The 21,452-nt window shown below is 56.4% G+C and carries 23 protein-coding genes; 16 read left to right on the top strand and 7 right to left on the bottom strand.

The annotated features are described in order from the left end of the window. Nucleotides 1–620, top strand: a 620-nt coding sequence (locus T5B8_RS19325; protein WP_353180939.1) for a Tn3 family transposase, incomplete at its 5' end; no start/stop codon positions are given. Between the two features lie 129 nt (nucleotides 621–749). On the opposite strand, the gene T5B8_RS19320 is transcribed toward T5B8_RS19325, so the two are convergent. The 3 genes from T5B8_RS19320 to T5B8_RS19310 form a co-directional block, all read right to left on the bottom strand. After that, nucleotides 750–1,169: a DUF3293 domain-containing protein gene (locus tag T5B8_RS19320; protein ID WP_353180938.1), complete on the bottom strand. Its 420-nt coding sequence runs from the start codon at nucleotides 1,167–1,169 to the stop codon at nucleotides 750–752. A gap of 68 nt (nucleotides 1,170–1,237) precedes the next feature. After that, nucleotides 1,238–3,703: an acyl-CoA dehydrogenase gene (locus T5B8_RS19315; RefSeq protein WP_353180937.1), complete on the bottom strand. Its 2,466-nt coding sequence runs from the start codon at nucleotides 3,701–3,703 to the stop codon at nucleotides 1,238–1,240. 13 nt (nucleotides 3,704–3,716) lie between these two features. Further along, the gene (locus T5B8_RS19310) at nucleotides 3,717–4,382 is read right to left on the bottom strand and encodes a TetR/AcrR family transcriptional regulator (protein ID WP_353180936.1); all 666 of its coding nucleotides are present in this window, start codon (nucleotides 4,380–4,382) and stop codon (nucleotides 3,717–3,719) included. A 269-nt stretch (nucleotides 4,383–4,651) separates the two neighbouring features. Between T5B8_RS19310 and T5B8_RS19305 the strand changes: the two genes are divergently transcribed. After that, nucleotides 4,652–5,092: an acyl-CoA thioesterase gene (locus T5B8_RS19305; protein WP_353180935.1), complete on the top strand. Its 441-nt coding sequence runs from the start codon at nucleotides 4,652–4,654 to the stop codon at nucleotides 5,090–5,092. Between the two features lie 18 nt (nucleotides 5,093–5,110). Here T5B8_RS19305 and T5B8_RS19300 read toward each other — a convergent pair whose 3' ends face one another. Both T5B8_RS19300 and purB read right to left on the bottom strand, forming a co-directional pair. Further along, the gene (locus T5B8_RS19300; RefSeq protein ID WP_353180934.1) at nucleotides 5,111–5,737 is read right to left on the bottom strand and encodes a nitroreductase family protein; all 627 of its coding nucleotides are present in this window, start codon (nucleotides 5,735–5,737) and stop codon (nucleotides 5,111–5,113) included. Between the two features lie 5 nt (nucleotides 5,738–5,742). Continuing rightward, nucleotides 5,743–7,125: an adenylosuccinate lyase gene (gene purB, locus T5B8_RS19295; protein WP_353180940.1), complete on the bottom strand. Its 1,383-nt coding sequence runs from the start codon at nucleotides 7,123–7,125 to the stop codon at nucleotides 5,743–5,745. Nucleotides 7,126–7,393: 268 nt separating this feature from the next. Between purB and T5B8_RS19290 the strand changes: the two genes are divergently transcribed. Continuing rightward, nucleotides 7,394–8,785, top strand: coding sequence for a class II fumarate hydratase (locus T5B8_RS19290; protein WP_353180933.1), 1,392 nt, complete (start codon nucleotides 7,394–7,396; stop codon nucleotides 8,783–8,785). Nucleotides 8,786–9,070: 285 nt separating this feature from the next. Continuing rightward, entirely contained in the window at nucleotides 9,071–9,574 is a 504-nt protein-coding gene (locus T5B8_RS19285; RefSeq protein ID WP_353180932.1) for a hypothetical protein, read from the top strand. Between the two features lie 141 nt (nucleotides 9,575–9,715). On the opposite strand, the gene T5B8_RS19280 is transcribed toward T5B8_RS19285, so the two are convergent. After that, nucleotides 9,716–10,690 (bottom strand): integron integrase, encoded by a 975-nt coding sequence (locus tag T5B8_RS19280; RefSeq protein WP_353180931.1) that lies wholly within the window; start codon nucleotides 10,688–10,690, stop codon nucleotides 9,716–9,718. A 163-nt stretch (nucleotides 10,691–10,853) separates the two neighbouring features. Here T5B8_RS19280 and T5B8_RS19275 point away from each other — a divergent pair, with 163 nt between their 5' ends. From T5B8_RS19275 to T5B8_RS19220, 12 genes are all read left to right on the top strand, one after another. Further along, a complete protein-coding gene (locus tag T5B8_RS19275; RefSeq protein ID WP_353180930.1) occupies nucleotides 10,854–11,129 on the top strand; it encodes a hypothetical protein in 276 nt (91 codons plus the stop codon). A 759-nt stretch (nucleotides 11,130–11,888) separates the two neighbouring features. Then, nucleotides 11,889–12,221, top strand: a complete 333-nt coding sequence (locus tag T5B8_RS19270; RefSeq protein WP_353180929.1) for a hypothetical protein — start codon at nucleotides 11,889–11,891, stop codon at nucleotides 12,219–12,221. A gap of 34 nt (nucleotides 12,222–12,255) precedes the next feature. After that, entirely contained in the window at nucleotides 12,256–12,762 is a 507-nt protein-coding gene (locus T5B8_RS19265) for a hypothetical protein (RefSeq protein WP_353180928.1), read from the top strand. Between the two features lie 1,191 nt (nucleotides 12,763–13,953). After that, the gene (locus T5B8_RS19260) at nucleotides 13,954–14,358 is read left to right on the top strand and encodes a hypothetical protein (protein ID WP_353180927.1); all 405 of its coding nucleotides are present in this window, start codon (nucleotides 13,954–13,956) and stop codon (nucleotides 14,356–14,358) included. Nucleotides 14,359–14,463: 105 nt separating this feature from the next. Then, nucleotides 14,464–15,393, top strand: coding sequence for a DUF4238 domain-containing protein (locus T5B8_RS19255; RefSeq protein ID WP_353180926.1), 930 nt, complete (start codon nucleotides 14,464–14,466; stop codon nucleotides 15,391–15,393). Nucleotides 15,394–16,290: 897 nt separating this feature from the next. After that, nucleotides 16,291–16,614, top strand: coding sequence for a hypothetical protein (locus T5B8_RS19250; protein WP_293617704.1), 324 nt, complete (start codon nucleotides 16,291–16,293; stop codon nucleotides 16,612–16,614). 151 nt (nucleotides 16,615–16,765) lie between these two features. Beyond that, nucleotides 16,766–17,185 carry a hypothetical protein gene (locus T5B8_RS19245; RefSeq protein ID WP_353180925.1) on the top strand — a complete coding sequence of 140 codons (420 nt, stop codon included), beginning with the start codon at nucleotides 16,766–16,768 and terminating at the stop codon, nucleotides 17,183–17,185. 108 nt (nucleotides 17,186–17,293) lie between these two features. Continuing rightward, nucleotides 17,294–18,100, top strand: a complete 807-nt coding sequence (locus T5B8_RS19240) for a DUF4393 domain-containing protein (protein ID WP_353180924.1) — start codon at nucleotides 17,294–17,296, stop codon at nucleotides 18,098–18,100. Nucleotides 18,101–18,236: 136 nt separating this feature from the next. Then, nucleotides 18,237–18,755, top strand: a complete 519-nt coding sequence (locus T5B8_RS19235) for a hypothetical protein (protein ID WP_353180923.1) — start codon at nucleotides 18,237–18,239, stop codon at nucleotides 18,753–18,755. Between the two features lie 143 nt (nucleotides 18,756–18,898). Next, the gene (locus tag T5B8_RS19230; protein WP_353180922.1) at nucleotides 18,899–19,360 is read left to right on the top strand and encodes a PH domain-containing protein; all 462 of its coding nucleotides are present in this window, start codon (nucleotides 18,899–18,901) and stop codon (nucleotides 19,358–19,360) included. 581 nt (nucleotides 19,361–19,941) lie between these two features. Beyond that, on the top strand, nucleotides 19,942–20,451 hold the full coding sequence (locus T5B8_RS19225; RefSeq protein WP_353180921.1) for a hypothetical protein: 510 nt from the start codon (nucleotides 19,942–19,944) through the stop codon (nucleotides 20,449–20,451). 121 nt (nucleotides 20,452–20,572) lie between these two features. After that, on the top strand, nucleotides 20,573–20,920 hold the full coding sequence (locus T5B8_RS19220; protein WP_353180920.1) for a hypothetical protein: 348 nt from the start codon (nucleotides 20,573–20,575) through the stop codon (nucleotides 20,918–20,920). A 143-nt stretch (nucleotides 20,921–21,063) separates the two neighbouring features. Here T5B8_RS19220 and T5B8_RS19215 read toward each other — a convergent pair. Next, a partial coding sequence (locus tag T5B8_RS19215; RefSeq protein WP_353180919.1) for an integrase core domain-containing protein occupies nucleotides 21,064–21,452 on the bottom strand: 389 nt, incomplete at its 5' end.

The raw sequence follows: 21,452 nt of genomic DNA, 5'->3' as shown, positions 1-21,452 counted from the left end.
AAAAAAAAAAAAAAAAAAAAAAAAGCCAATATCCGACACTCGGGGGCATGATCGGCGGGCGTATCAACGTCCGGCATATTCGAGCGCACTGGGACGAGGTTCTGCGCCTGGCAACCTCGATCAAGCAGGGCACGGTGACGGCTTCGCTGATGCTGCGCAAACTCGGCAGTTACCCGCGCCAGAACGGGTTGGCAATCGCGTTGCGTGAGCTGGGCCGCATCGAACGCACCCTGTTCGCGCTCGACTGGATGCAAAACATCGACCTGCGCCGGCGCGTACAAGTGGGCCTGAACAAGGGCGAGGCCAAGAACGCGCTGGCGCGTGCCGTCTTCTTGAACCGGCTGGGCGAGGTCCGCGACCGCAGTTACGAGAATCAGCGCTACCGCGCCAGCGGGCTAAATCTCGTGGTCAACGCCATCATCCTGTGGAACACGGTCTACATGGAGCGGGCAGTCCAAGCGCTAGCGGATTCCGGACAACCCGTCGATGTAGAACTGTTGCCTCATCTCTCGCCACTGGGCTGGGAGCACATCAATCTCACCGGCGATTATGTCTGGCAGCAGAATAAGCGGGTCGAGCGCGGCCGTTTTCGGCCGCTACGCACGCCTCGCGAGGCTTAGCGTACGATTTTTTCCGTTTCGTGAGTTGGCCCCAGTATGCCTATGCCCGCGTTCACGAAATCTCGGCGCGCGTGGGCGCGTCGACCTGCTGAGGTGGCTATAGCGCGGGCTTTCAAAATTGCGCCAGCTCTAATAGGACCAGACCAACCGGGCGCTTTTGCGATCGCAGATCAAGACTATGGCGGCTTGGTCCAGCCTTCTTGCGAGTGACTGCACCTCGCCTTCCTCGATGCCCGCCACGAGCACACCCGGTTCGTCAGGCCACTCGCCGCTTGGGTCCTGATTGACCGTTTCCAGCCAGGCGCTGGCGCGGCGGTCGGCCCAGTCTCGTAGCAGCGCATCGCGGGCACGGTTGCTCGCTTCGTCGATCTGCTCGGCATCCGGGTTATAGGCAGTAACCAGCCAGGCGCAGTCCGTGAAGGCTCGGTGGGTTAGCCAGCGGGCAATGGGTTCGGGGCAGGGCGCGCCGATTCGAAGCACGTGGCTGTCACCGTCGAGAAAGACGCGATAGTCGGTGGCCTCGAAGGCAGCGCGCAGGTCGTCGGACATAAAAAAAGGCCCGGGTGAGAACACCCAGGCCTTGTACCGCGAAAAGCGGTGCGCTTACCAGTCGTGGGCTAGGCCACGCGCGACTGCAGACGCTGGTCCTCGTGCTTGTGATTGACGGGATCCCGCAAGTATTCCTTGCTGAACGCGTCGGTGAGGATGGCGTCGTAGCGCAGGTCGTCGTATTCCTTGACCTGCCGGGCCTCGGCGTCGGTGAGTACGCCGTTGCTCACAGCCGACTTGAGCTGCGCGTCCACAGTGAAGCCTTCCGCCTCGCCCTTGACGACGGCCTTGGCGAACTTGTTGTAGACATCCTCGACTTCCACGAGCTTGTTGAACGCGTTTTCCATACGGCCGGTGGCGCTGTGCGAATCCTTGCCGATATAGATGTTGGCGGTCATGCGATCGCGGAATTCCGACGGTTCCAGAATGCAGTCACCCAGGGCATTGATGAGCTTGTCGCTCGGGCCCTTGTGACGGCGGCCGGTCGGGAACACCAGTACGCGCATCGCGCCACCCACGAATGCGTTCGGGAAGTTGCGGAAGAAGCCGTCGAAGGCCTCTTCGATCTTGTGCAGGCAATCTTCCATCACGTATTGCAGATGGGCGATGTCTTCCGGCTCGTTCTTGCCTTCGTCGTAAAAGAACTTGAGCGTGGCCGAACCGAAGTACAGCTCGGAGAGCACATCACCCAGACGCGCGGAGAGCAGTTCCTTCTTCTTCAGCTCGCCGCCGAGCATGCCCATGGTGATGTCCGAACAGATCGCCAGCGCCGAGGAGAAACGCTCGAGCTTGCGATAGTAGGGCGCAGCCACGCCGTCGACCGGTGCCTTGGCGGTGATCGAACCGGACAGACCAAACGTGAGCGTGCGCGCGGCACGGTTCACCGAATGGCCGACATGCGACCACAGCAGGTGGTCGAACTCGTCCAGATCGTCCTTGCGGGCCGCTTCCATTTCCGGGAAGACGAACGGATGGCAGCGGATGGCGCCCTGGCCGAAGATCATCAGACTACGGGTGAGAATGTTCGCACCCTCGACCGTGATCGCGATCGGCACCGACTGATAGGAGCCGAACAGATAGTTGCGCGGGCCCTGCTGGATACCGCGACCGCCGTGGACGTCCATCGAGTCGTTGACGATCTGGCGCATCCACTCGGTCATGTGGTACTTGGCCATGGCCGTGACCACACTCGGCGTGCACTGATCGACACCGGACGCAGTGAAGATACGCGAGGCTTCCATCTTGTAGTTGAGCCCGCCGATACGAGCGGTCGCTTCCTGCACGCCTTCGAACTTGCCGACCGACACCTTGAACTGGCGACGGATGCGACCGAAGGCGCCGGTCATGCGATAGGCCGACTTGGCCGCAGCCGAGGACAGGGCCGGCAGCGAGATGCCACGACCGGCCGACAGGCATTCCACCAGCATGCGCCAGCCACCGCCGGCTTTTTCCTTGCCGCCGATGATGGCGTCGAGCGGCACGAACACGTCCTTGCCGTAGATCGGGCCGTTCATGAACGCGCCCGGGGCATGACGACGGCCGATTTCCACGCCCGGCTCGTCGGCCGAGATCAGGGCACAGGTGATGCCGTATTCGGTCTTGTTCTCGTCGCCAAGCAGACCGTCCGGGTCATACAGCTTGAAGGCCAGACCGATGACCGTAGCCACCGGGGCGAGGGTGATCCAGCGCTTGGAGAAGGTGAGCTTCATGCCCAGCACTTCTTCGCCGTTGTATTCGCCGCGGCACACGATGCCGGTATCCGGCAGCGCGCCGGCGTCCGAGCCGACTTCCGGGCCGGTCAGGCCGAAGCAGGGAATTTCGCTACCGTCGGCCAGGCCGGGCAGCCATTTCTGCTGCTGTTCCTTGGTGCCGTAATGCACGAGCAGTTCGCCCGGGCCGAGCGAGTTCGGCACCATCACGGTCACGGCCGTGGTCAGCGAGCTCGAGGCGATCTTGGCCACGATCGTGGACTGGGCCACGGCAGAAAAACCAAGGCCGCCGTGCTCCTTGGGGATGAGCATGGCGAAGAACTTGTTCTCGCGAATGTACTTCCAGCCTTCTTCCGGGATGTCCTTGAGCTCGGACATGATTTCCCATTCGTCGAGCATGGCGCACAGCGTTTCGGTTTCGTTGTCCAGAAACGACTGTTCCTCGGCGGTCAGCTGGGTACGCTTGAAGTCAAGCAGGTATTTCCAGTCAGGCTTGCCGCGAAACATCTCGGCTTCCCACCAGGTGCTGCCGGCTTCCAGCGCTTCGCGCTCGGTGTCCGACATCGGCGGCAGTACGGCCTTGAAGCCTTTGAACACCGGTGCGGTGACGAGCTTCTTGCGCAGGCTCTTGGTATTGAAGATGGCCAGAATCGGCACGAAGATCACTGCCGCAACAATGATGCCGGGCCATCCGATAGCGCCAACCGCGGCCAGCGCCACGAAATAAACCACGACCGCTGCACTCCAGACCGCCAGGGATGCGCCGACATAAGCCAGCGTCCAGACGGCCGCAATCGCGACCAGTATCGATATTAAAGCTGTCATCACAACCTCCCGTTTAAAATCCGTGGCCGCCGCGACGGGCGAACCATTCCGGCACATCCGGTGCCGGCGTGTTGTTTGCGGCGTCCAGCTCTGATGGCATCAGGCTCACCATCAAGAACCGCACGTATTCGGCGAACGCCGGCTCGTCGGCGTTCGGCCATTCCCCCGGCAGATCACGCCGGATCTGCAGGGAGCCGAGGAACACCGAAAACGTCATCAGCGCCCACCGGCGCGCGTTGTCGGCCGACAGGCCCAGAGCGGCGTAGCTGTCGATAATGAAATCCAGCCGGCGCTTGGAGACCCGTTCGACGTAATCACGCACGAATGCCGGTTTGGTCGCGCTTGAGAGCGCGCTGTAGATCCGGCTCGCCTTCTTCGAGGTGTTCACTTCCGTAATGAGTCGTTTGACCCGCGCACGTGGATCCGTCTCCTGTTGTACGCGGTCGAGCACTTCATCGGTTTCACGCGCTTCCCAGCGCTGGAGTGCGGCCACGAGCAGGGCTTCCCGGTTGGGGAAGTGCCAGTAGAAGCTGCCCTTGGTCACACCGAGTTCGCGCGCGATCGGTTCGACCGCCACGCCTTCCACGCCGCGCCGCCCGATGGCGTCGAGCGCGGCTTCGGCCCAGTCCTGGGCGCTTAGCATCACTTTCTGCGATTTGGTCATGCGGCGCTGCATCATAAGCCTTTCGTATAATGTTGCGGATATGCCGCGGCGTGTCAATACGCCAGCGTATGGAAAGCCGATGCACGTCTGCGCTAAGCATTGAATGGCCGTGCACAAGCAATAGTTGTCGCCAGTGGGCCTGGTAGGCGACGATAGCGCCCCAGCGCGAGGCCAAGCGCGATGTGCGCGCCCAGTAGGCGACGTATGCGCGACCAGGCGCTCGTAATCTGGTCGTCGGCGCCTGCGCGCCGGTTGAGCCGATACCAAGTCTTTCGGGAGCCTTCATGCGTCAACCGACCCGTTCCGATTATGTTCACTACGTGCCCATCACCGTGAAATGGGGCGAAATGGACAGCCTCGGGCATGTGAACAACACCGTGTTCTACCGCTACTCGGAAGACGGGCGGATCGACTACATCCACATGATTTCCGACGGCGGCGATACACAGACCAGCGACGGGCCGATCCTGGCCGATCTGCGCTGCAGCTTTCGCCAGCAGCTGCGCTTTCCGGCGGATGTGGAAATCGGCACGCGGGTCAAGCGCATCGGTCGCAGCAGTTTCGAGCTGGAGCAGTGCCTGTTCTTTGCCGAAACCGACGACGTGATCGCGGTCTACAACACCGTGGTGGTGTGGTTCGATTTCGGCGCGCAGACGAGCATGCGCGTGCCCGAAACCATTCGCGAGCGGATTCGCGAATACGAAGCGGTGCCGCCGGAGGAATAGGCCGGCGCCGCGGCGCGATCAGTCGGCGTCGTATTCGCTGTCGGGGAAGCGGTCGCGCATGAGTACATCGTCGAGCGCGAGCTGGCCGCTGCGTGGATGGGCGCCCTGCAACGTCTTGCCGATACAGATCATCATGCAGATGCGATGATCCGGTGGCAGGTTGATCAGATGACCCACGCGCTTGAAATCGAAGCCGTCCATCGGGCAGGAGTCGTAGCCCATCGCGCGGGCGACGAGCATGGCGGTCTGCGCGGCCATGCCACAGGAGCGCATGCCTTCGTCGCGCTGGAGGCATTCGTCGTCGCGATAGAAGTGCTTGATCTCGCGGACCATGCTTTCAGCCACCGCGGTCGGCGCGTTGCGCCAGTAGCGTTCCGGTGACTTGGCCCAGCTTTTCAGATCCAGACACAGCACGAGCAGCAGCGAGCATTCCGTCACCTGGGCCTGATCCCAGGCGGCCTTGCGTATTTCGGCGCGCAGCTCGTCGTTTTCGACCGCCACAAAGCGCCAGTTCTGGATATTGAAGGCCGTCGGCGAGAGCAGTACGTGCTCCATGAGCTCGCGCACTTCGTCCTCGGCCATGCGATGGTCCGGATCGAAATGGCGCACCGAACGGCGCGTGGAAATGGCTTCGAATACATCCATACGGTTTAGCCTTGGGTGCCGCGAATCGCGCGCGCCTGCGCGGGCGCGTTGCCCACGTAGTCGTGCGGGCGCATGGCCTTGAGTCGGGCCTTGTCATCGGCCGGAATATCCAGCGATTCGATGAAATCGCGCATCGCGGTGGCGTCGATGACCTTGCCGCGGGTGAGCGCCTTGAGCTGCTCGTAGGCACCGCTGATGCCGCGAATACGCATGACCGTCTGCACCGCTTCGGCGAGCACGATCCAGTTGTCTTCCAGATCGGCATCCAGGCGCGCCGGGTTGGCTTCGAGCTTGTTGATGCCCTTGAGCAGCGATGCATAGGCTACGCCGCCATGCGCCAGGCCCACGCCGAGATTGCGCAGCACGGTGGAGTCGGTCAGGTCGCGCTGCCAGCGGGAGATGGGCAGTTTGGCGGCCAGATGATCCATGATCGCGTTCGCCAGGCCCAGATTGCCCTCGGCATTCTCGAAATCGATGGGGTTGACCTTGTGCGGCATGGTCGACGAGCCCACTTCGCCCTCGACCGTGGCCTGCTTGAAATAGCCCAGCGAAATATAGCCCCAGATGTCCTTGGCGAAATCCAGCAGCACCGTGTTCACGCGCATGAGCGCATGGAAGAACTCGGCGATGAAGTCGTGCGGCTCGATCTGCGTGGTCGCCGGGCTGACCTCCAGATTCATACCACGGATGAAGCGCGTGGCAATGCCGGGCCAGTCGGCATTCGGATAGGCCGCGAAGTGGGCGTTGTAATTGCCGACCGCGCCGTTCATCTTGCCGAAGATCGTGACTTCGGCGAGCAGGGCGCGCTGGCGGGTCAAACGCTGTACGAACACCGCCATTTCCTTGCCCAGGGTGGTGGGCGAGGCGGATTGGCCGTGCGTGCGCGAAAGCATCGGCGTATCGGCATGGGCTTCGGCGAGTGCAGCGATGGACTCGATCACCCGATCGATGGCGGGCAGCAGATTGTCATCGCGCGCGTCACGCAGCATCTGCGCATAAGCGAGGTTATTGATGTCTTCCGACGTGCAACCGAAGTGAATGAACTCGTTGACGTGCGCGATTTCCTCGAAGTTCTTGATCTTGTTGCGCAGGTAGTATTCGACGGCCTTGACGTCGTGATTGGTCGTGTCCTCGATGGACTTGACCTGCTGGCCTTCGTTGATATCGAACTCGTGGATCAAACTGTCCAGAAATTCGGTCGCCTCGGCCGAAAAGGGCGCGATATCGCCGACTTCGGGTTCGGCCGCCAACGCCTGTAGCCAACGGATCTCGACGATCAGGCGGTAGCGGATCAAGCCATATTCGCTACAGATCGAGCGCAGATCCCAGGTTTTATCCGCATAACGGCCGTCGATCGGCGAAATAGCGGACAGCGCGGTCAGTTGCATGGCCATGAGCAGGTGTTCCCGTTGTGTAACCGTCGATCGCTCCGGCTGCGTTTGGCGCGGCTGGGCGGGCCGTCAGCGCGTAAACGCTGTGGCGACCGCCGCGCGTGGCCTAGCAGGCCGAACGCAATCGGAGGTTGCAATAGTCGGTGATAGAATCGCGGATTCTACCGAATTCATGCGTCGTGCGTGGCCTTGTCTGCGCATACGTGATTTCATCCCGGCGCGGGCGCCGCCCGGCCGCCAAGCTTTGAAAATGAAGGAGCATTCGATGGCCGCAGATAACGATTACCGGATCGAAAAAGACAGCATGGGCGAGCTCAAGGTGCCCACCGATGCGCTCTGGGGCGCCCAGTCGCAGCGTGCGGTCGACAATTTTCCGATCTCGGATCTGCGTGCGCCGCGCGCCATGATCAACGCCCTGGGCCTGATCAAGGCCAGTGCGGCCGAGGTCAACCGCGACCTGGAACTGCTGGACGGCGATATCGCCCAGGCCATCATCGACAGCGCCACGGCCGTGGCCGAAGGCCAGTACGACGATCATTTCCCGGTCGATATCTTTCAGACCGGTTCGGGCACGTCGACCAACATGAACACCAACGAGGTGGTCGCCCATCTGGCCACCGAAGCCGCCGGCCAGACCGTGCACCCGAACGACCACGTCAACATGGGCCAGTCGTCCAACGACGTGATCCCGACCTCCATCCACGTTGCAGCCGTCATCGAATGCGAGCGCAAGCTGCTGCCCGCACTCACGCACATGCGCGACACGCTGCGCAAGAAGGGCGAAGAGCTCTCGGAGGTCGTCAAGACCGGGCGTACCCATCTCATGGATGCCATGCCGGTACGCTTTGACCAGGAGCTGGGCGGCTGGGCCGCGCAGATCGATTCCGGTATCGCCCGTGTGGAAGCCGCACTGCCGCGTATGCGCCGCCTGGCCCAGGGCGGTACGGCCGTGGGCACCGGCATCAATGCCCATCCCGAATTCGGCGAGCGTTTCGCCAAGGCGATTGGCAAGGCCAGCGGTTGCCGCTTTGAAACCAGCAGCAACTACTTCGAAAGCCTGTCGTCGCAGGACGCCGCGGTGGAGCTCTCCGGCCAGCTCAAGACCATTGCCGTGTCCATGATGAAGATCGCGAACGACCTGCGCTGGATGAACTCCGGCCCGCTCGCCGGCCTGGGGGAAATCCAGCTGGAAGCGCTGCAGCCCGGCTCCAGCATCATGCCCGGCAAGGTCAACCCGGTGATCCCGGAAGCCGCCGCCATGGTCTCCGCCCAGGTCATCGGCAACGACAGCACGATTACCGTCGCCGGCCAGTCCGGCAACTTCCAGCTCAACGTCATGCTGCCGGTGATCGCCTACAACCTGCTGCAGTCCATCGAACTGCTGGCCAATACCAGCCAGGTCATGGCCGACAAGGCCATCGCCAGCTTTACCGTCAACCAGGACAATCTGGACGATGCGCTGTCGAAGAACCCGATTCTGGTCACCGCACTCAACTCGGTCATCGGCTACGACAAGGGCGCGGCCATCGCCAAGCAGGCGTACAAGGAAGGCAAGCCCATCAAGGAGCTGACCCTGGAGCAGACCGATCTCAGCGAAGAAGAGATCGACCGCCTGCTCGACCCGGCCGACCTCACCAAGGGCGGCATCAAGAAATAGGGCGGCTCACGCTCGTTATTGAAGGCCCGCTTCGGCGGGCCTTTTTTATGTGTGTAATACGCCAGTGCGGCGAAATTGACCGCTCGTCCGGCGAAATATCCCGCCTTGTACGGATGGAATCGCAGCGATTCGGGCTTCACCCTTCGCACTCGCTGAGCAAACCGCAGCCCGCGGGTTGCCAACAGCCGGCCAGCCCCGCGTAACCGCGGCCCGCTCCCATGCCGGCTTCAAACGAACACCCAAACCGCAGCGGCCACGGCGCCGCGCGGGCGAGAGGAATAGAACATGTATAACGAACGTATGCTCGTAGGCGACCTGTCGCCGCCACTCACCAGCGGAAACATGGACGACTGGCCCGACCAGGCGCCGTTCGTCCTGGAAAACCACGAACCCCGCGGCGCGCTGGTGCTGCTGGTCGCCCTGCGGCGGCTGCCGTCGCTCGGCGTATTCATGGCCGGCTTCGGCTATAGCGTGATCTGCGTGATGGCCGGGCTGAGCCATGCCAATGCCGCCGTCGATGTATGGACCCTCATGCCCGGCATCGTGCTGGCGCTGCTGGCGATCGTAAACCTGGTCACCAAACGCCTGGTGCAGTATCTCGACTGCTGCCCGGCCACCCCCGAACGCGTCAGTGCGCTCAAGGCCCGTGCGGCCCGCCACGACGTCGCCGGACCGATCACCGACGCCCAGGCACGCACCAGCGACTGCTGGCGGGTCGGCCACGTGCGCCAGGCCCATGCGGTGCTCGATCGCATGGACGTCGTGGCGCGCCATGGCGGCTCAAGCTGAGATACGCTGCGCCACCGGCTCGCACGAGTGTGTCGGTCAGCCTGGGAACAGGCTTGATATGTTCAACGCCGTACGGCGAATCACACGCTTGTGCCAATAGGCGCGCAGCACCAAGCCTTCGGTTAACGTCGCGTATCGCCCTTACGCGTCCAACGGGCTAACGACGCCGTGTCCGCCACGTTTCAATACGTGGGTGTAAATCATCGTCGTACGTACATCCTTGTGGCCCAGTAATGCCTGCACCGTACGGATATCGGTGCTACGCTCCAGAAGGTGGGTGGCAAATGAATGACGAAAGGTATGGCAGCTGGCCTTCTTATGGACCTGGGCTGCGCGCACGGCATCCTTTACAGCTCTTTGCAGGCCCTTCTCATTGATGTGGTGTCGTCGTGTCGTATCGGCGCGCGGGTCGCGCGATAACTGTTCGGACGCGAAAACATACTGCCAAGCGAGTTCGCGTGCCGCGTTCGGATATTTCGTAGCCAGGGCGTTTGGTAGATAGACCTCACCATATCCGGCCTCGAGGTCCTGCTCGTGCAGCGTTTTGACATGTTCTATCTGCGCCTTGAGGGGCGCCACTGTACGCTCCGGCAGTGGCGTAACCCGATCCTTCGCACCTTTACCGTCGCGAACCACGATCTGCCGATAGTCGAAATCTACGTCTTTGACGCGAAGCCGTACCGCTTCCATCAAACGCAGGCCAGAGCCATAGAGCAGGGACGCCATCAGTTCGTTGATGCCCGACAAGTGCGCGAGTACCCGTTTGACCTCCTGCACGCTCAGCACCACCGGAATACGACGATTGTGCTTCGCGCGAACGACATCGGTCATCCACGGCATATCAATTTCGAGCACCGAGCGATAAAGGAACAGAATCGCGTTAAGCGCCTGATTCTGGGTTGCCGCAGATACGTGTCGCTCCACCGCCAGATGCGTAAGAAATGCTTCTATTTCTGCCTTGCCCATCTCGCGCGGGTGGCGCTTGCCGTGGAAAAGGATGTAGCGTTTTATCCAGGGGAGATAGGTTTGCTCCGTTCTGAGACTGTAATGACCCACACGCAAACGCTGGCGAACCTGTTCAAGGAGCTTCGGCTGTTGTGGTGCGGGTGTCGGCATTTGGCCACCTGTTCGTGTCTACCTAACGCTCATGGTAGCGCGTCAACACCGAAATGGCGCGAGTTCTAGTCGGAATTAGGTAGACGATAAACGGTATGATATACCTACAGATGTCGTCGAATTGGCGTTGGGTATTAACAGAATCGAATTTGAAGGAGTAAGCATGGACGCGGAAGAACGAGAAAAAATGCTCCATAAAATTGCCGACGACGCTCGTAGCATGGCCAAAGAGACAGACTTCGAGCGACTCGAAGCAGATGGGATACTTACGAAAGAAGGCGCTTGGTACCGGGTTCATAACTTCGATGAACTTCCGACAGGTACTCAAGCACGAGTCTCCGAAATTCAGCAAGATTCAAAAGGCATCAAGGTTAAATTTTCCAAGTCGTCGAAATTCGACAAGCTGTCTAAAAAGCTAGATCGCCTGATAAAAGAATGAAACCCAACAGGTCGCTGCAGTTGACCGCCCAAACCGCTGCCGCGCTTCGGCCGGCAACTGAGCTTTGGCGTTATATTCCTGGGAGAAGTCGGTGCGTTTAACTTGGCTAATAAGCGTGTTTATGCTTCTCGCCGCTCAAGGCTGCGTGCTTTATCCGACGTCGCGCACTTATCTCGAACCAGATCCAGCGGATGGAGTTCCGACTAGCTCCGTAAGCTGCGGATACAATAGAGCTAGTAAAGATGCTTTAGTGCGTAATCTTGGAAATCTGCATATTCAAGTTGCACCGTCATACAGTAGCGAAGAGCCAATAGTCGTATCTATTCTATTGAGAAGCAACGCCGACAATGTAACTGTGAAGCCGAAATTTATTCATCTAAAAAACAGTGATAACGGAGAGAGTTTCGAGCCATCGAAAATGCATGTCACTTACCAAAAACCTCCACGGTTCGATCATTTCAACCACTGGCTCTATCTTGTATACCCGGTAACCTCTAAGAAACTAAATTCGATATCTATTCAATTCACCGCAGGCAGTGTGTTTATCGACGGACGTATATTCGACCTTGACCAGTTTCGTTTTGACAAAACAAAAAAATTCGATATTTATTATGGCTCAATTAATTGCTAAGGCTATAAAATATAACAAGCTGCTGCAGTTGACCGCCCAAAGCGCTGCCGCGCTTCGAGTTCCCTCCGCAGCCTGCGGCTGCTCCGGCGGCAACTGAGCTTAGGCGTTAGGCGTCACGAGGAGAGCCAGTGGGATTTGTGATCTTCACATTGTTAATCCTGATCGGGGTATTGATCATTTGTCACAACCGTGATGCGAACAAACTGTTCAGTTACATGGCGGAACATCATCGGCAAATATGGGTGCGTTTGGGCTCACCGTCGGCAGCGCCAGGCGAATACGCCGGAACCTGGTCGCCTTCGTGGAATTTCATATTTAAACGCGAATATAGACGCCTGAATGATCCGATCATCAGTCAATATGGTAAGCGTCTGGTCATTCAAGCGTGGCTTATTGCGTTTTGTTTTTGCACTGCGTTAGCGGCGCTAATCGCTGCGAATTTCTTTGGCGCGACAGGCTAGGTCGTAATGCCTAACAATCCGCTCCAGTTGACCCATGCTCCGCTGCGCTCCGCATGGCCAACTGAGCTTTGGCGTTAGATATAAAGTGGAACCTTCTGGCTACATTGCAGCTTGTGCACTGATTATCTCGATTGCAGGGTTCCTACTCTCGCTCTATGGGACGGTGCTGGATCGAAGCAAAATAAAGGTGGAAGCGATCTTCTATACGGCCGAATACACCTACGGCCAACCTCATATAGTGGTAAAGGCCACAAACCACGGTCGACGCGCCGCCATTATTTCCCGTTTCGGCGGGGATTTAGAGGTAGGCGGCTGGGAGGCGGTTCAACTAGGGGATAAGTCAGGTGGCGTGCGCTTAGGCGAGGGTGAGTTTACCGAGCGACCTATTGTTCGTGAGGATCTCTATGTGCAGTTCCCGGACGGCGAAAGTTCGTCGTATTGGAATTTCTGGTTTGAGGATTCGGTAGGCAAGCGATACATCGTGCCTCGTAGCGAATGCCTTATTCTCGAACTAAAAAAAGCCTATGGTGACGTTGTCTGATAAATCTAACGATACGCTGCAGTTGACCGCCCAAAGCGCTGGCGCGCTTCGGCCGGCAACTGAGCTTCGGCGTTAGGCCGTCAGGTTGGCATCGTGGGGCGAATCGGCTGTCAGTCACTGCTTGAATCCTTCGGCGAGGCAGGGCGGCATCGTGGGGCGAATTGTCGCTTTTAGCGGCCTGTAGGGCCTCAGGCGGCCCAGCAGCGCGACGGACAGGCGCAGCGGCCGTGCGCGCTGCCCTACCGTTACCAACTCCCATCCGGCTAGTGGAAATGCGAAGCATGCTCTACCGGTACGGGGACCATCTCGGCGTATCTCAAAAGCCAGGTTTGCGGGTACCACAGGCAGGCGATCTGCCGGCCTTTCCCGCGCCTGTCGAACTGCTTTTTAGGGGGCTGGCTAGCCCACCTTACTAAGAGGTGGGGTGAAATCTAACTAAGGGCATGAATTTAAACGATTCTGTGACTCGCGTTTTACGGCCTCGAAGAGGCCCTATCTTGGCCGGTCTCGGAGGCAATCCTAACCGGTCGTTGCAGGTGACGCGGCGAGCCCCAGCGGCTACGCTGGAGGCCACGAGGCGCGCACCTGAACTCAGGCGTTAGGTGCCCAGTGAAGTTTTTCGTTGCCCTTAGCTTGCTGTTCGTTTCTACGCTTGCGGTATCGCACCAGGATAGGCTGCTTTCGATCAGCGAATCTGGGGCTATAGATGGTATTCCGGACGCATACGGACGAGTGAGTCTCGACCTGGCATCCCAGACTTTGGTGGTCGGAGACAAGCAACTAAAGTTTCCTCCTTGCATCGGTAAATACTTTGAATCGATCGCAGTAGAAGACTTGGAGGCAACCGGGTCTTGGTACCACATGAAGTCGACGCCTCCAGGTGGAGGTCTGCCACCCTACTTGAGCCTTGAGGTGCCAGACGCGAATAACGGTGGGCGCCGTTGGTTCACCTTTTCTCTAACGTCACTCGAAGTAATAATGGCGGGCGTTCGCAGAGATAGATCAGGTCGATTAGTGGACCTTAGCGCTGAGTGCCTACGGTCCGTGCAACAAGGTGTGAGTGTTCGATGAACGGGCACCGAACATTTCGTTGCAGCCGACGTTTGACCCGTCGCCCATTTTGCTGCCGCAAAAGGGTCACCGCCTCAAACTCGGCTGAACTTAGGCGTTAGCTGTTACAAAGGGGAAATCGTGAAGGTATTGCTTATCTCGGTCGCGTTGTTTTTTTGCGCTGCCAACTTTGCCTATGCTTCAACGGGTTGGATAACTGTGGCAACCACCGATGAGGGTGGTGCGTGGGAAGCACAGGCTGGATCGTTAAATCTTACAAAAAATAGAGGAGATACCTTAATTGCAGTGGTAATTGGGCGAGTTACTCAATCTGGAACTAATACGGTGTCGCTGTATAAGTGGTATGTTCCGGTCAAAGATTGTGCCGCTGGAAACGGCACTATTGTATCGCTCAATATATCTGGCGAATATGAGTTTGAAAACGATTTCGTACTTGGTGGCGGAAATGTAGCGAGCGCAATAGCCGCTGCCATTTGTGGGGCCGCCAAACAAGCTGCGGAAAATGCCCAAAAGAAAAGCATGTAGTTTACGTACAGCTAACGAAGCGCTGCAGTTGACCGCCCAAAGCGCTGCCGCGCTTCAGCCGGCAACTGAGCTTTGGCGTTATGTCTTTTTGCCAAGGAGTAGCAGGTGGACAAAAAGCGACGGCATCATTACGTTTGGCAATATTATTTATCGGCATGGGGGGCTGACGAGAAAGTTTGGTGCCTCAGGGGCCGTAAGACATTTGAAACCTCAACGCTGAATATCGGTCAAGAGAGAGACTTCTACAGAGTTGAGGAACTCTCGAGCGAAGATATCGAGCACATCAGAGTGTTAGCCGTACAACAGTCTGCCGGGTTGTTGAAGAAGCTAAACGAGGGTTGGATTGATACTTTTCAAGCAATATTTAAAGTTCGAGACGCGTTGATCGACAGAGGCGTCCCGGAAGATGCCCTGAAAGAAGTCATCGATATTGCAATGAACAATATGGAAGAGGATTTCCACTCGATGATCGAGCAGGAATCGATCCCCTATATGGAGAAGCTTCGCGAAGGTGACGTGAGCTTCTTTGGGGATGACGAGCATAGGATGGCATTCTGCCATTATCTATGTATGCAATACTTCCGAACGAAACGTATCAAGGTTAATGTTCTCAAGAATCTTTCTGAGTTGCCGCAATTAGCTTCAGTAAATCTAGATGCTTGCTGGACAATTATGCGGCATGTTTTTGCAACAAACATGGCTTTTTCGGTCATCGCCGATAGATCTAAGTTTTCCCCTGTCATATTGCGGCCGCCTTCAGGGATCAGATTTATCGCTGGAGACCAGCCAGTTATTAATACGCATGCCACATTGGGAACCAATAACGAAATTCCGAATAAAACAGAATTTTTCTATCCAGTTTCTCCGAATGCTGCCCTCCTTATGTCCGAAAGCGAAAGCTCAGACGTTGAGCATAATAAAGGTCTAAGCGAAGACGAGGTCGCAGCTTACAACCGCGCGATCTTCGAGAACTCGCACGAACAAATTTACGCTGCTACTGAAGATGACTTAGCGCCGTTTCAGCTTTCGGCATAGCTCAATGTACATAACAAGACGCTGCAGTTGACCGCCCAAAGCGCGGGCGCGCTTCGGCCGGCAACTGAGCTTAGGCGTTGTACGGCGGTGGGTTGGTATGGCTGCTGAGCGTTGGAGTCGGGTAGCAAGTTCGCGCCAATAGCTCGCTTTGGCCGCTTCGTTAGATATTCGTCGAATTGAAGCTGTTTTATCGGGCGTCGGCCAGCTCGACGCTTTCCCGTCAGCGGGTATTCGCGGTAAGTTTGGTTTTGGCGCATTCTTTCTGCAGGCGTGCCAAGTTTCGGGGTCCGCTGGCGAGTTTGAGGGATCGTCAATCGATGCAGTTCACGTACAACGAGTCGCTGCAGCCGACCGCCCAAAGCGCTGGCGCGCTTTGGGTCCCCTCCGCGGCCTTCGGCCGCTCCGGCGGCGGCTGAGCTTAGGCGTTATACGAGTGACGGAATAAACATTGAGTTATCGGGGGAAATATGCTTAACCGTTTTCATTGGGCTGGCATCGCTAGCAGTTTGCTTCTTACTGCGTGTGGACAATCTGTCCCAAGCTGTAATAGCGAAAATGTACGAGGGCTCGTAAAGGAAATTTCTGACGAGGAAATGGTACGTCAGCTCGGCGCGGATTTCGCAAAGCGCGTTAGCTACACGGTAGAAGCCGTGAGAACTAGCAGCACCAACGAACAAACTGGCGCACACGAATGTGCGGCTGAGCTTCACATCCACGGCCCGAAAGGATCGAACGATATCCCTATCGAGTATACGGTCGAAAATACGGACGATGGTAAAAATATTTACGTGAACGTATTTGGCCTTTAGATGTATAACGAATCGCTGCAGTTGATGGCCGCTGGCGCGGCCACAACTGAGCTTAGGCGTTATGTCCTGATGAAAACTGCGGGAAAAGATGAAGGTTACAGCTTGGAACAACGGGAAACACAGCTCTTCGGGCGCTGGGTATGGGTTAAAACTCGCAGCTACAGATCGCGATCACTTTTTTTATAAATCTTGGGAAGTTGTGTCCATTAAGCTGCCCAATGGAAAGGTAACCCAAGTCAATATCGATAAGGCTTCCTTCTGGGGAAGCACATGTCGTGAGCTAATCGATCAAAAAATTGGCCAGTGGCTTATCGAAGCCCGAAAAGCTCCTTGGCCGTCTGGCTCTCCACCCAAATTCGAGCTGGTGCCTAAACTAAAGGGCCATTTTGAGCTGCGGGAAATTGAAACATAACAGATCGCTGCAGTTGACCGCCCAAAGCGCTGGCGCGCTTTGCGTTCCCTCCGCAGCCTTCGGCTGCTCCGGCGGCAACTGAGCTTAGGCGTTAGAAGCAATGGACTGTGTTCCCAGAATAAGCAGCTGGCTCCAATATCTCTCGGCCGCGTTGACGCCCACAATTGCGATACTCGCAGCACTTATCGGATATCAGCAATGGAGAACGAATCAGAAACGATTAAAACACGAGCTCTTCGATCGGCGGTATGCGCAGTTCGAGTCGGTAAGGGAGTTTTTGGGATCGATTGCACGCAATGGTAATCCGACGATCGAAGCCCAACAAAACTTTCTGCTGGGAACGCGAGGTATGCGTTTTACGTTCGATGAACACATCAGTACTTATATTCACGAAGCGATCTGGTGTACAGCTATCGATATCGAAACGTTAACCGCCGAATTGCAGGATTTGGGTGTAGGAGAGGAGCGCAAGCAAAAAGCGCGTGAACGCGCCGAGTCGAAGAAGCAGCTATACAAAGAGCTGCAAGATCTCGAAAAAACATTTGAGCGTTACTTGCAGCTTTCTCATTAGATCTGCGGGTGAACGTGAAGCTTCTAACAGTGCGCCGCAGTTGATCGCCACTGCGTGGCGACCACTGAGCTTAGGCGTTATATCAATCGATGAGTTTTGGGGGTTGTAATGGGTAATATTCGAGACACACTTGACGTCGCAAAATCCGCTGGCAGTGCAATCGAAAGTACGGAGCACGGTAAAGAGGCTAGAGAAAATATAGGCAGGGCTGCATTAACAGTAACGAAAACAATAAATAATGCTCTATTGCCTCTAGCTGCGCTAAATTTTGGATTCGAAAAAGCGCGAAATTATTTCACAAATAAGTTTTCGTCAGATTTAGAAGAAAAGACTGAAGGCATTCCTCCTGAGCATCTAACTGAGCCGAAGGCTTCAGTCGCCGGTCCGGCTCTACAAGGCCTTGCTTTTAGCCATGACGAGGCAGAGCTGCGTGAAATGTATCTTGAGCTGATAGCTTGCTCAATGGACGATCGTATCGCGAAAAAAGCGCATCCCGCGTTTGTAGAAATCATTAAACAATTAGGCGCGGACGAAGCTCGGTTGCTGCAAGGAATAATTAGCACGTCGGATCTATACCCTATTGCTGAAATACGGCTCGTAACGGAAGGCATGCCGGGCCATATGGCGTTAATGAAACACGTCTTGCCATTAGTGAGCGATGGAGGTAGTAGCCCAGCGGTGCAGCCCGAGTTGCCTGCAATGGTTGATAACTGGATACGTCTAGGGCTTGTTGAGGTCGACTACTCGTCCAGTTTGGCTAACGAGGAAAGGTATAAGTGGGTCGAAGGTAGGCCTGAACTCGAAGAGCTGAGGAACAAATACTTTGAAGAAAAATATAGCGTGGTATGTGAAAACGGCTATTTAGTTCGTACGCAATTCGGCTCGCAGTTCGCTGAAGCTGTCGGCGTCAGCTGATCAACAGTATTTGATTGGCCTCGCGTATATAACGTGTCGCTGCAGTTGACCGCCCAAAGCGCTGCCGCGCTTCGGGTTCCCTCCGCGGGCTTCGCCCGCTACGGCGGCAACTGAGCTTGGGCGTTAGGCACCAAATATGAGCATTGAATGGGGGTCACTGGCCAGTTGGTTTTCCGCGCTTGCGTCTTTTGCCGCGGTTGGTACGGCACTTTACTTGGCCAGCGATTCTAAACGGATTAAGTTGAGAGGCTGGTGTGGCCTGCGCCAAGTTATTGGCCCGGGACATCCGCCGAAAGACTTCGTATTCCTATCGGCGACTAACGTGGGAACGCGCGCCGCCATCATAAATAATATCGGCATGACCGTTGGCCGATCTAAAGACAAGAAGCAAGCGATCATTACGGCGGTAAAGGACCAATACTCCGACGGTGTTCCTGTTTCAATTGAAGATGGACAAGAGGCTAAGTGGGGGATACCTCGAGGTGAAAACGAACAATGGCTTACTGATCTCGTTAGCGGATTTGTGGATACGGAGGATGATGCGGATTCGCTGCGGTTCGTTATATATACAACCCATGGTGCGGCTAAAGAAATAACGCCTGAAGATGCGTTGATCGAGAAAATTAAAGAGCTAGTTCGTGCCAGGAGTGCCTAACGAATCGCTGCAGCTGACCGCCCGAAGCGCTGCCGCGCTTCGGGTTCCGTCCGCAGCCTTCGGCTGCTCCGGCGGCAACTGAGCTTCGGCGTTGGGTAATTAAAACGGGGAGTAAATAGATGGGATATATAGACAATAACCTTATGAACAATGAGCGCGTGATCCATCGCGGGCATATCCATTGGTTCATTTTTATACACGGTGCCCTAGGGGTGGTTATCGCCTTTATTCTTTTTGGTAGCGGGCAGGAGTCTGGGATCGGTCCGGTTTTCGGCCTTTTCCTTTTTATTGCTTCGGTATACGGGTTATTGAAAGCGCTCATAACGAAGCTCACAACCGAACTGGGTGTAACCTCGAAGCGCGTCATTGCTAAAACCGGATTCATTCGGCGTGTAACGGTTGAACTCAACCACAGCAAAGTCGAAAGTTTTAACGTAGATCAAAGTATTCTTGGTCGAATTTTTGGATTCGGAACTATTGCCGTCTGTGGGACTGGCGGCGGCCGCACGCCGATTCCGGGTATTGAAAAACCCTTGGAGTTCCGCCGCTATGCCATGCAAACCGTTGATGAAAATGGGTTGGGTTCGAACAACGTAACGGCGTAAAAGCACCCAACATATCGCTGCAGTTGACCGCCCGAAGCGCTGGCGCGCTTCGGGTTCCCTCCGCAGGCTGCGCCTGCTCCGGCGTCAACTGAGCTTAGGCGTTGGGCGTCTTCAATGCAAGGAGCACAAATGTAGGACGCACGGGAAGGAGGTTGAATGCTTACTAGGCTAATTGTTGACGTATACGCTTGGCTTATCGAGATCTATTTATGGATCATGCTGGTGATTTCGAGTTTGGCTGGCTACTACTACGCTGTTCCTGTACTGCAAGGAGCCGGGTTAATTTTTGAGCCCGAAGTAGGCGGCAGGATCCTTGGTGCTCTCCTCTTCGCGTTAGTCGCATTCCTTGTCTCAGCGATCATGACGGGGCCATTCCTCGTTCTCGTCGATATTCGCAGGTCAATTAGGTCTCTCGAGGCGAAGGACAGTCGCTCTAACGCTCGTGCCCAGAAAACAGACCGTAAAGATCCATTCTTGTGATGGGAGAGCCAGCCTGGAGCTACTACGGAGTATTCACAGGAACGCTTCGGATCGTTGTTTTTTCCGCTTAGCTTCGGCGTGAGCTAAACGAAGGTCATATTATGTCGTATCAACCCGTATTTAGGTCAATCATTGCTTGCGTAGTTTTGTACGCTCTAGGCATAAACAGTGCGTATTCGAAATCGGTTAGTCCGGAGTTCGGCGCTTGGCAATTTTCATCGTTTACAGCGCGGAGCGGTAATTTTTACTGCTCGATGATCAGCGCGGTAGAAAACAAAAATGTGGGCCAGAATATAGTAATAAAGGGCTCTCCCCAGCGCGAGAAAATCGTCGTCGATTTATACAAAGATAAATGGAATCGCCGGCAAGGATCGAACGTCAATGTCATGTTCGACTTCGTGAATAACCGGCCGCTCACTTTGCCGGCTTATGCCGATGCTCATATTTTAGACATAGAGCTGCCAACTCAAGTTGCTGGATCTTTTCTATTAGAGGTCGCTCAGCAGCCGGCCATGCAGATTATCTTTCCGGATGACGACGAGGATACGTGGGTAGTGGGTGGAGATGGCGCAAATGAAGCCGTGCGAAAAATGGTTAGTTGCTTGAGATAGTCAAAAATCCAGCGTTGCCCAACAGTACGCTGCAGTTGATCGCCCCCGCGGGGCGACAACTGAGCTTAGGCGTTAGGCCGTAGTATGATTTTCCGAAGGCATATCTAAGAAAGGAGTAGTTATGTGGAAGCCTGTCTCAATAGGCGATGTACGAAAAGCGGCGCAAGAGATCGAAAATATCGAGCGTCCTGACGCTGACAACGAAGGAGACGCAATAAATGCTCCTGATGTTTATAACCACCTGTCAGAGGATGACCAACGGAAGGTAGATCACGCGCACGCCATCTTTAGCGCATACGTCCGTGATGAAGGCGACGAACCAAATCGCAGAGCTATTTCAACGCTAAATAAAAACGGGTATGGGACTAGTTTTGACCCACATCCCGAGGAACCATATCTCAATGTAGGGAAAGTCCGGGTTGGAGAATGGGAAGTGGATGTAAGTGACGAAGAGCCTGGCTCGCTATAGATGGATTGCCTAACGAGGCGCTGCAGTTGACCGCCCAAAGCGCTGCCGCGCTTTGGGTTCCCTCCGCGCTTCGCGCTGCGGCGGCAACTGAGCTTCCGACCATACCCCGGTTTTAGTAGCGTTTCGATACAGAGTCCCAAGGTTTAAATGGCCGCCTCTGCGGCCATCTGCGCAGCGTAGTCAGCGGGCGTCAGCCCGCTGAGTTCCTTCTTCGGTCGTTCTTCGTTGTACTCTCGATGCCAGCCCCGGATGATCGTGGTGGCATGGGCGAGGCTTACGAACCAGTGCTCGTTTAAACATTCGTCTCTGAAGCGGCCGTTGAAGGACTCGATATAGGCGTTCTGGTTCGGTTTGCCGGGCTCGATCTGCTTGAGCTGAACACCATTGTGGTGAGCCCAGTTCAGCATGGCCTTGCCAATGAACTCGGGCCCATTGTCTGATCGTATGACCGTCGGCAGGCCGCGGGTCAGTGCCAACTCATCGAGTACACGGGCGACTTGCGTGCCGCTCATCGATCGACCGGGCACGAGTG

This window comes from Salinisphaera sp. T5B8, assembly GCF_040361255.1.
Taxonomy (GTDB): Bacteria; Pseudomonadota; Gammaproteobacteria; order Nevskiales; family Salinisphaeraceae; genus Salinisphaera.
The sequence above is the reverse complement of the archived record's forward strand: the minus strand, read 5'-3'. Positions and strand labels throughout refer to the sequence as shown.

Coding starts and splice junctions, on each gene's coding strand:
- T5B8_RS19320 (WP_353180938.1), bottom strand. CDS start 1,169: ATGTCCGACGACCTGCGCGCTGCCTTCGAGGCCACCGACTATCGCGTC.
- T5B8_RS19315 (WP_353180937.1), bottom strand. CDS start 3,703: ATGACAGCTTTAATATCGATACTGGTCGCGATTGCGGCCGTCTGGACG.
- T5B8_RS19310 (WP_353180936.1), bottom strand. CDS start 4,382: ATGATGCAGCGCCGCATGACCAAATCGCAGAAAGTGATGCTAAGCGCC.
- T5B8_RS19305 (WP_353180935.1), top strand. CDS start 4,652: ATGCGTCAACCGACCCGTTCCGATTATGTTCACTACGTGCCCATCACC.
- T5B8_RS19300 (WP_353180934.1), bottom strand. CDS start 5,737: ATGGATGTATTCGAAGCCATTTCCACGCGCCGTTCGGTGCGCCATTTC.
- purB (WP_353180940.1), bottom strand. CDS start 7,125: ATGCAACTGACCGCGCTGTCCGCTATTTCGCCGATCGACGGCCGTTAT.
- T5B8_RS19290 (WP_353180933.1), top strand. CDS start 7,394: ATGGCCGCAGATAACGATTACCGGATCGAAAAAGACAGCATGGGCGAG.
- T5B8_RS19285 (WP_353180932.1), top strand. CDS start 9,071: ATGTATAACGAACGTATGCTCGTAGGCGACCTGTCGCCGCCACTCACC.
- T5B8_RS19280 (WP_353180931.1), bottom strand. CDS start 10,690: ATGCCGACACCCGCACCACAACAGCCGAAGCTCCTTGAACAGGTTCGC.
- T5B8_RS19275 (WP_353180930.1), top strand. CDS start 10,854: ATGGACGCGGAAGAACGAGAAAAAATGCTCCATAAAATTGCCGACGAC.
- T5B8_RS19265 (WP_353180928.1), top strand. CDS start 12,256: ATGCTCCGCTGCGCTCCGCATGGCCAACTGAGCTTTGGCGTTAGATAT.
- T5B8_RS19250 (WP_293617704.1), top strand. CDS start 16,291: ATGAAGGTTACAGCTTGGAACAACGGGAAACACAGCTCTTCGGGCGCT.
- T5B8_RS19240 (WP_353180924.1), top strand. CDS start 17,294: ATGGGTAATATTCGAGACACACTTGACGTCGCAAAATCCGCTGGCAGT.
- T5B8_RS19235 (WP_353180923.1), top strand. CDS start 18,237: ATGAGCATTGAATGGGGGTCACTGGCCAGTTGGTTTTCCGCGCTTGCG.
- T5B8_RS19230 (WP_353180922.1), top strand. CDS start 18,899: ATGAACAATGAGCGCGTGATCCATCGCGGGCATATCCATTGGTTCATT.
- T5B8_RS19225 (WP_353180921.1), top strand. CDS start 19,942: ATGTCGTATCAACCCGTATTTAGGTCAATCATTGCTTGCGTAGTTTTG.
- T5B8_RS19220 (WP_353180920.1), top strand. CDS start 20,573: ATGTGGAAGCCTGTCTCAATAGGCGATGTACGAAAAGCGGCGCAAGAG.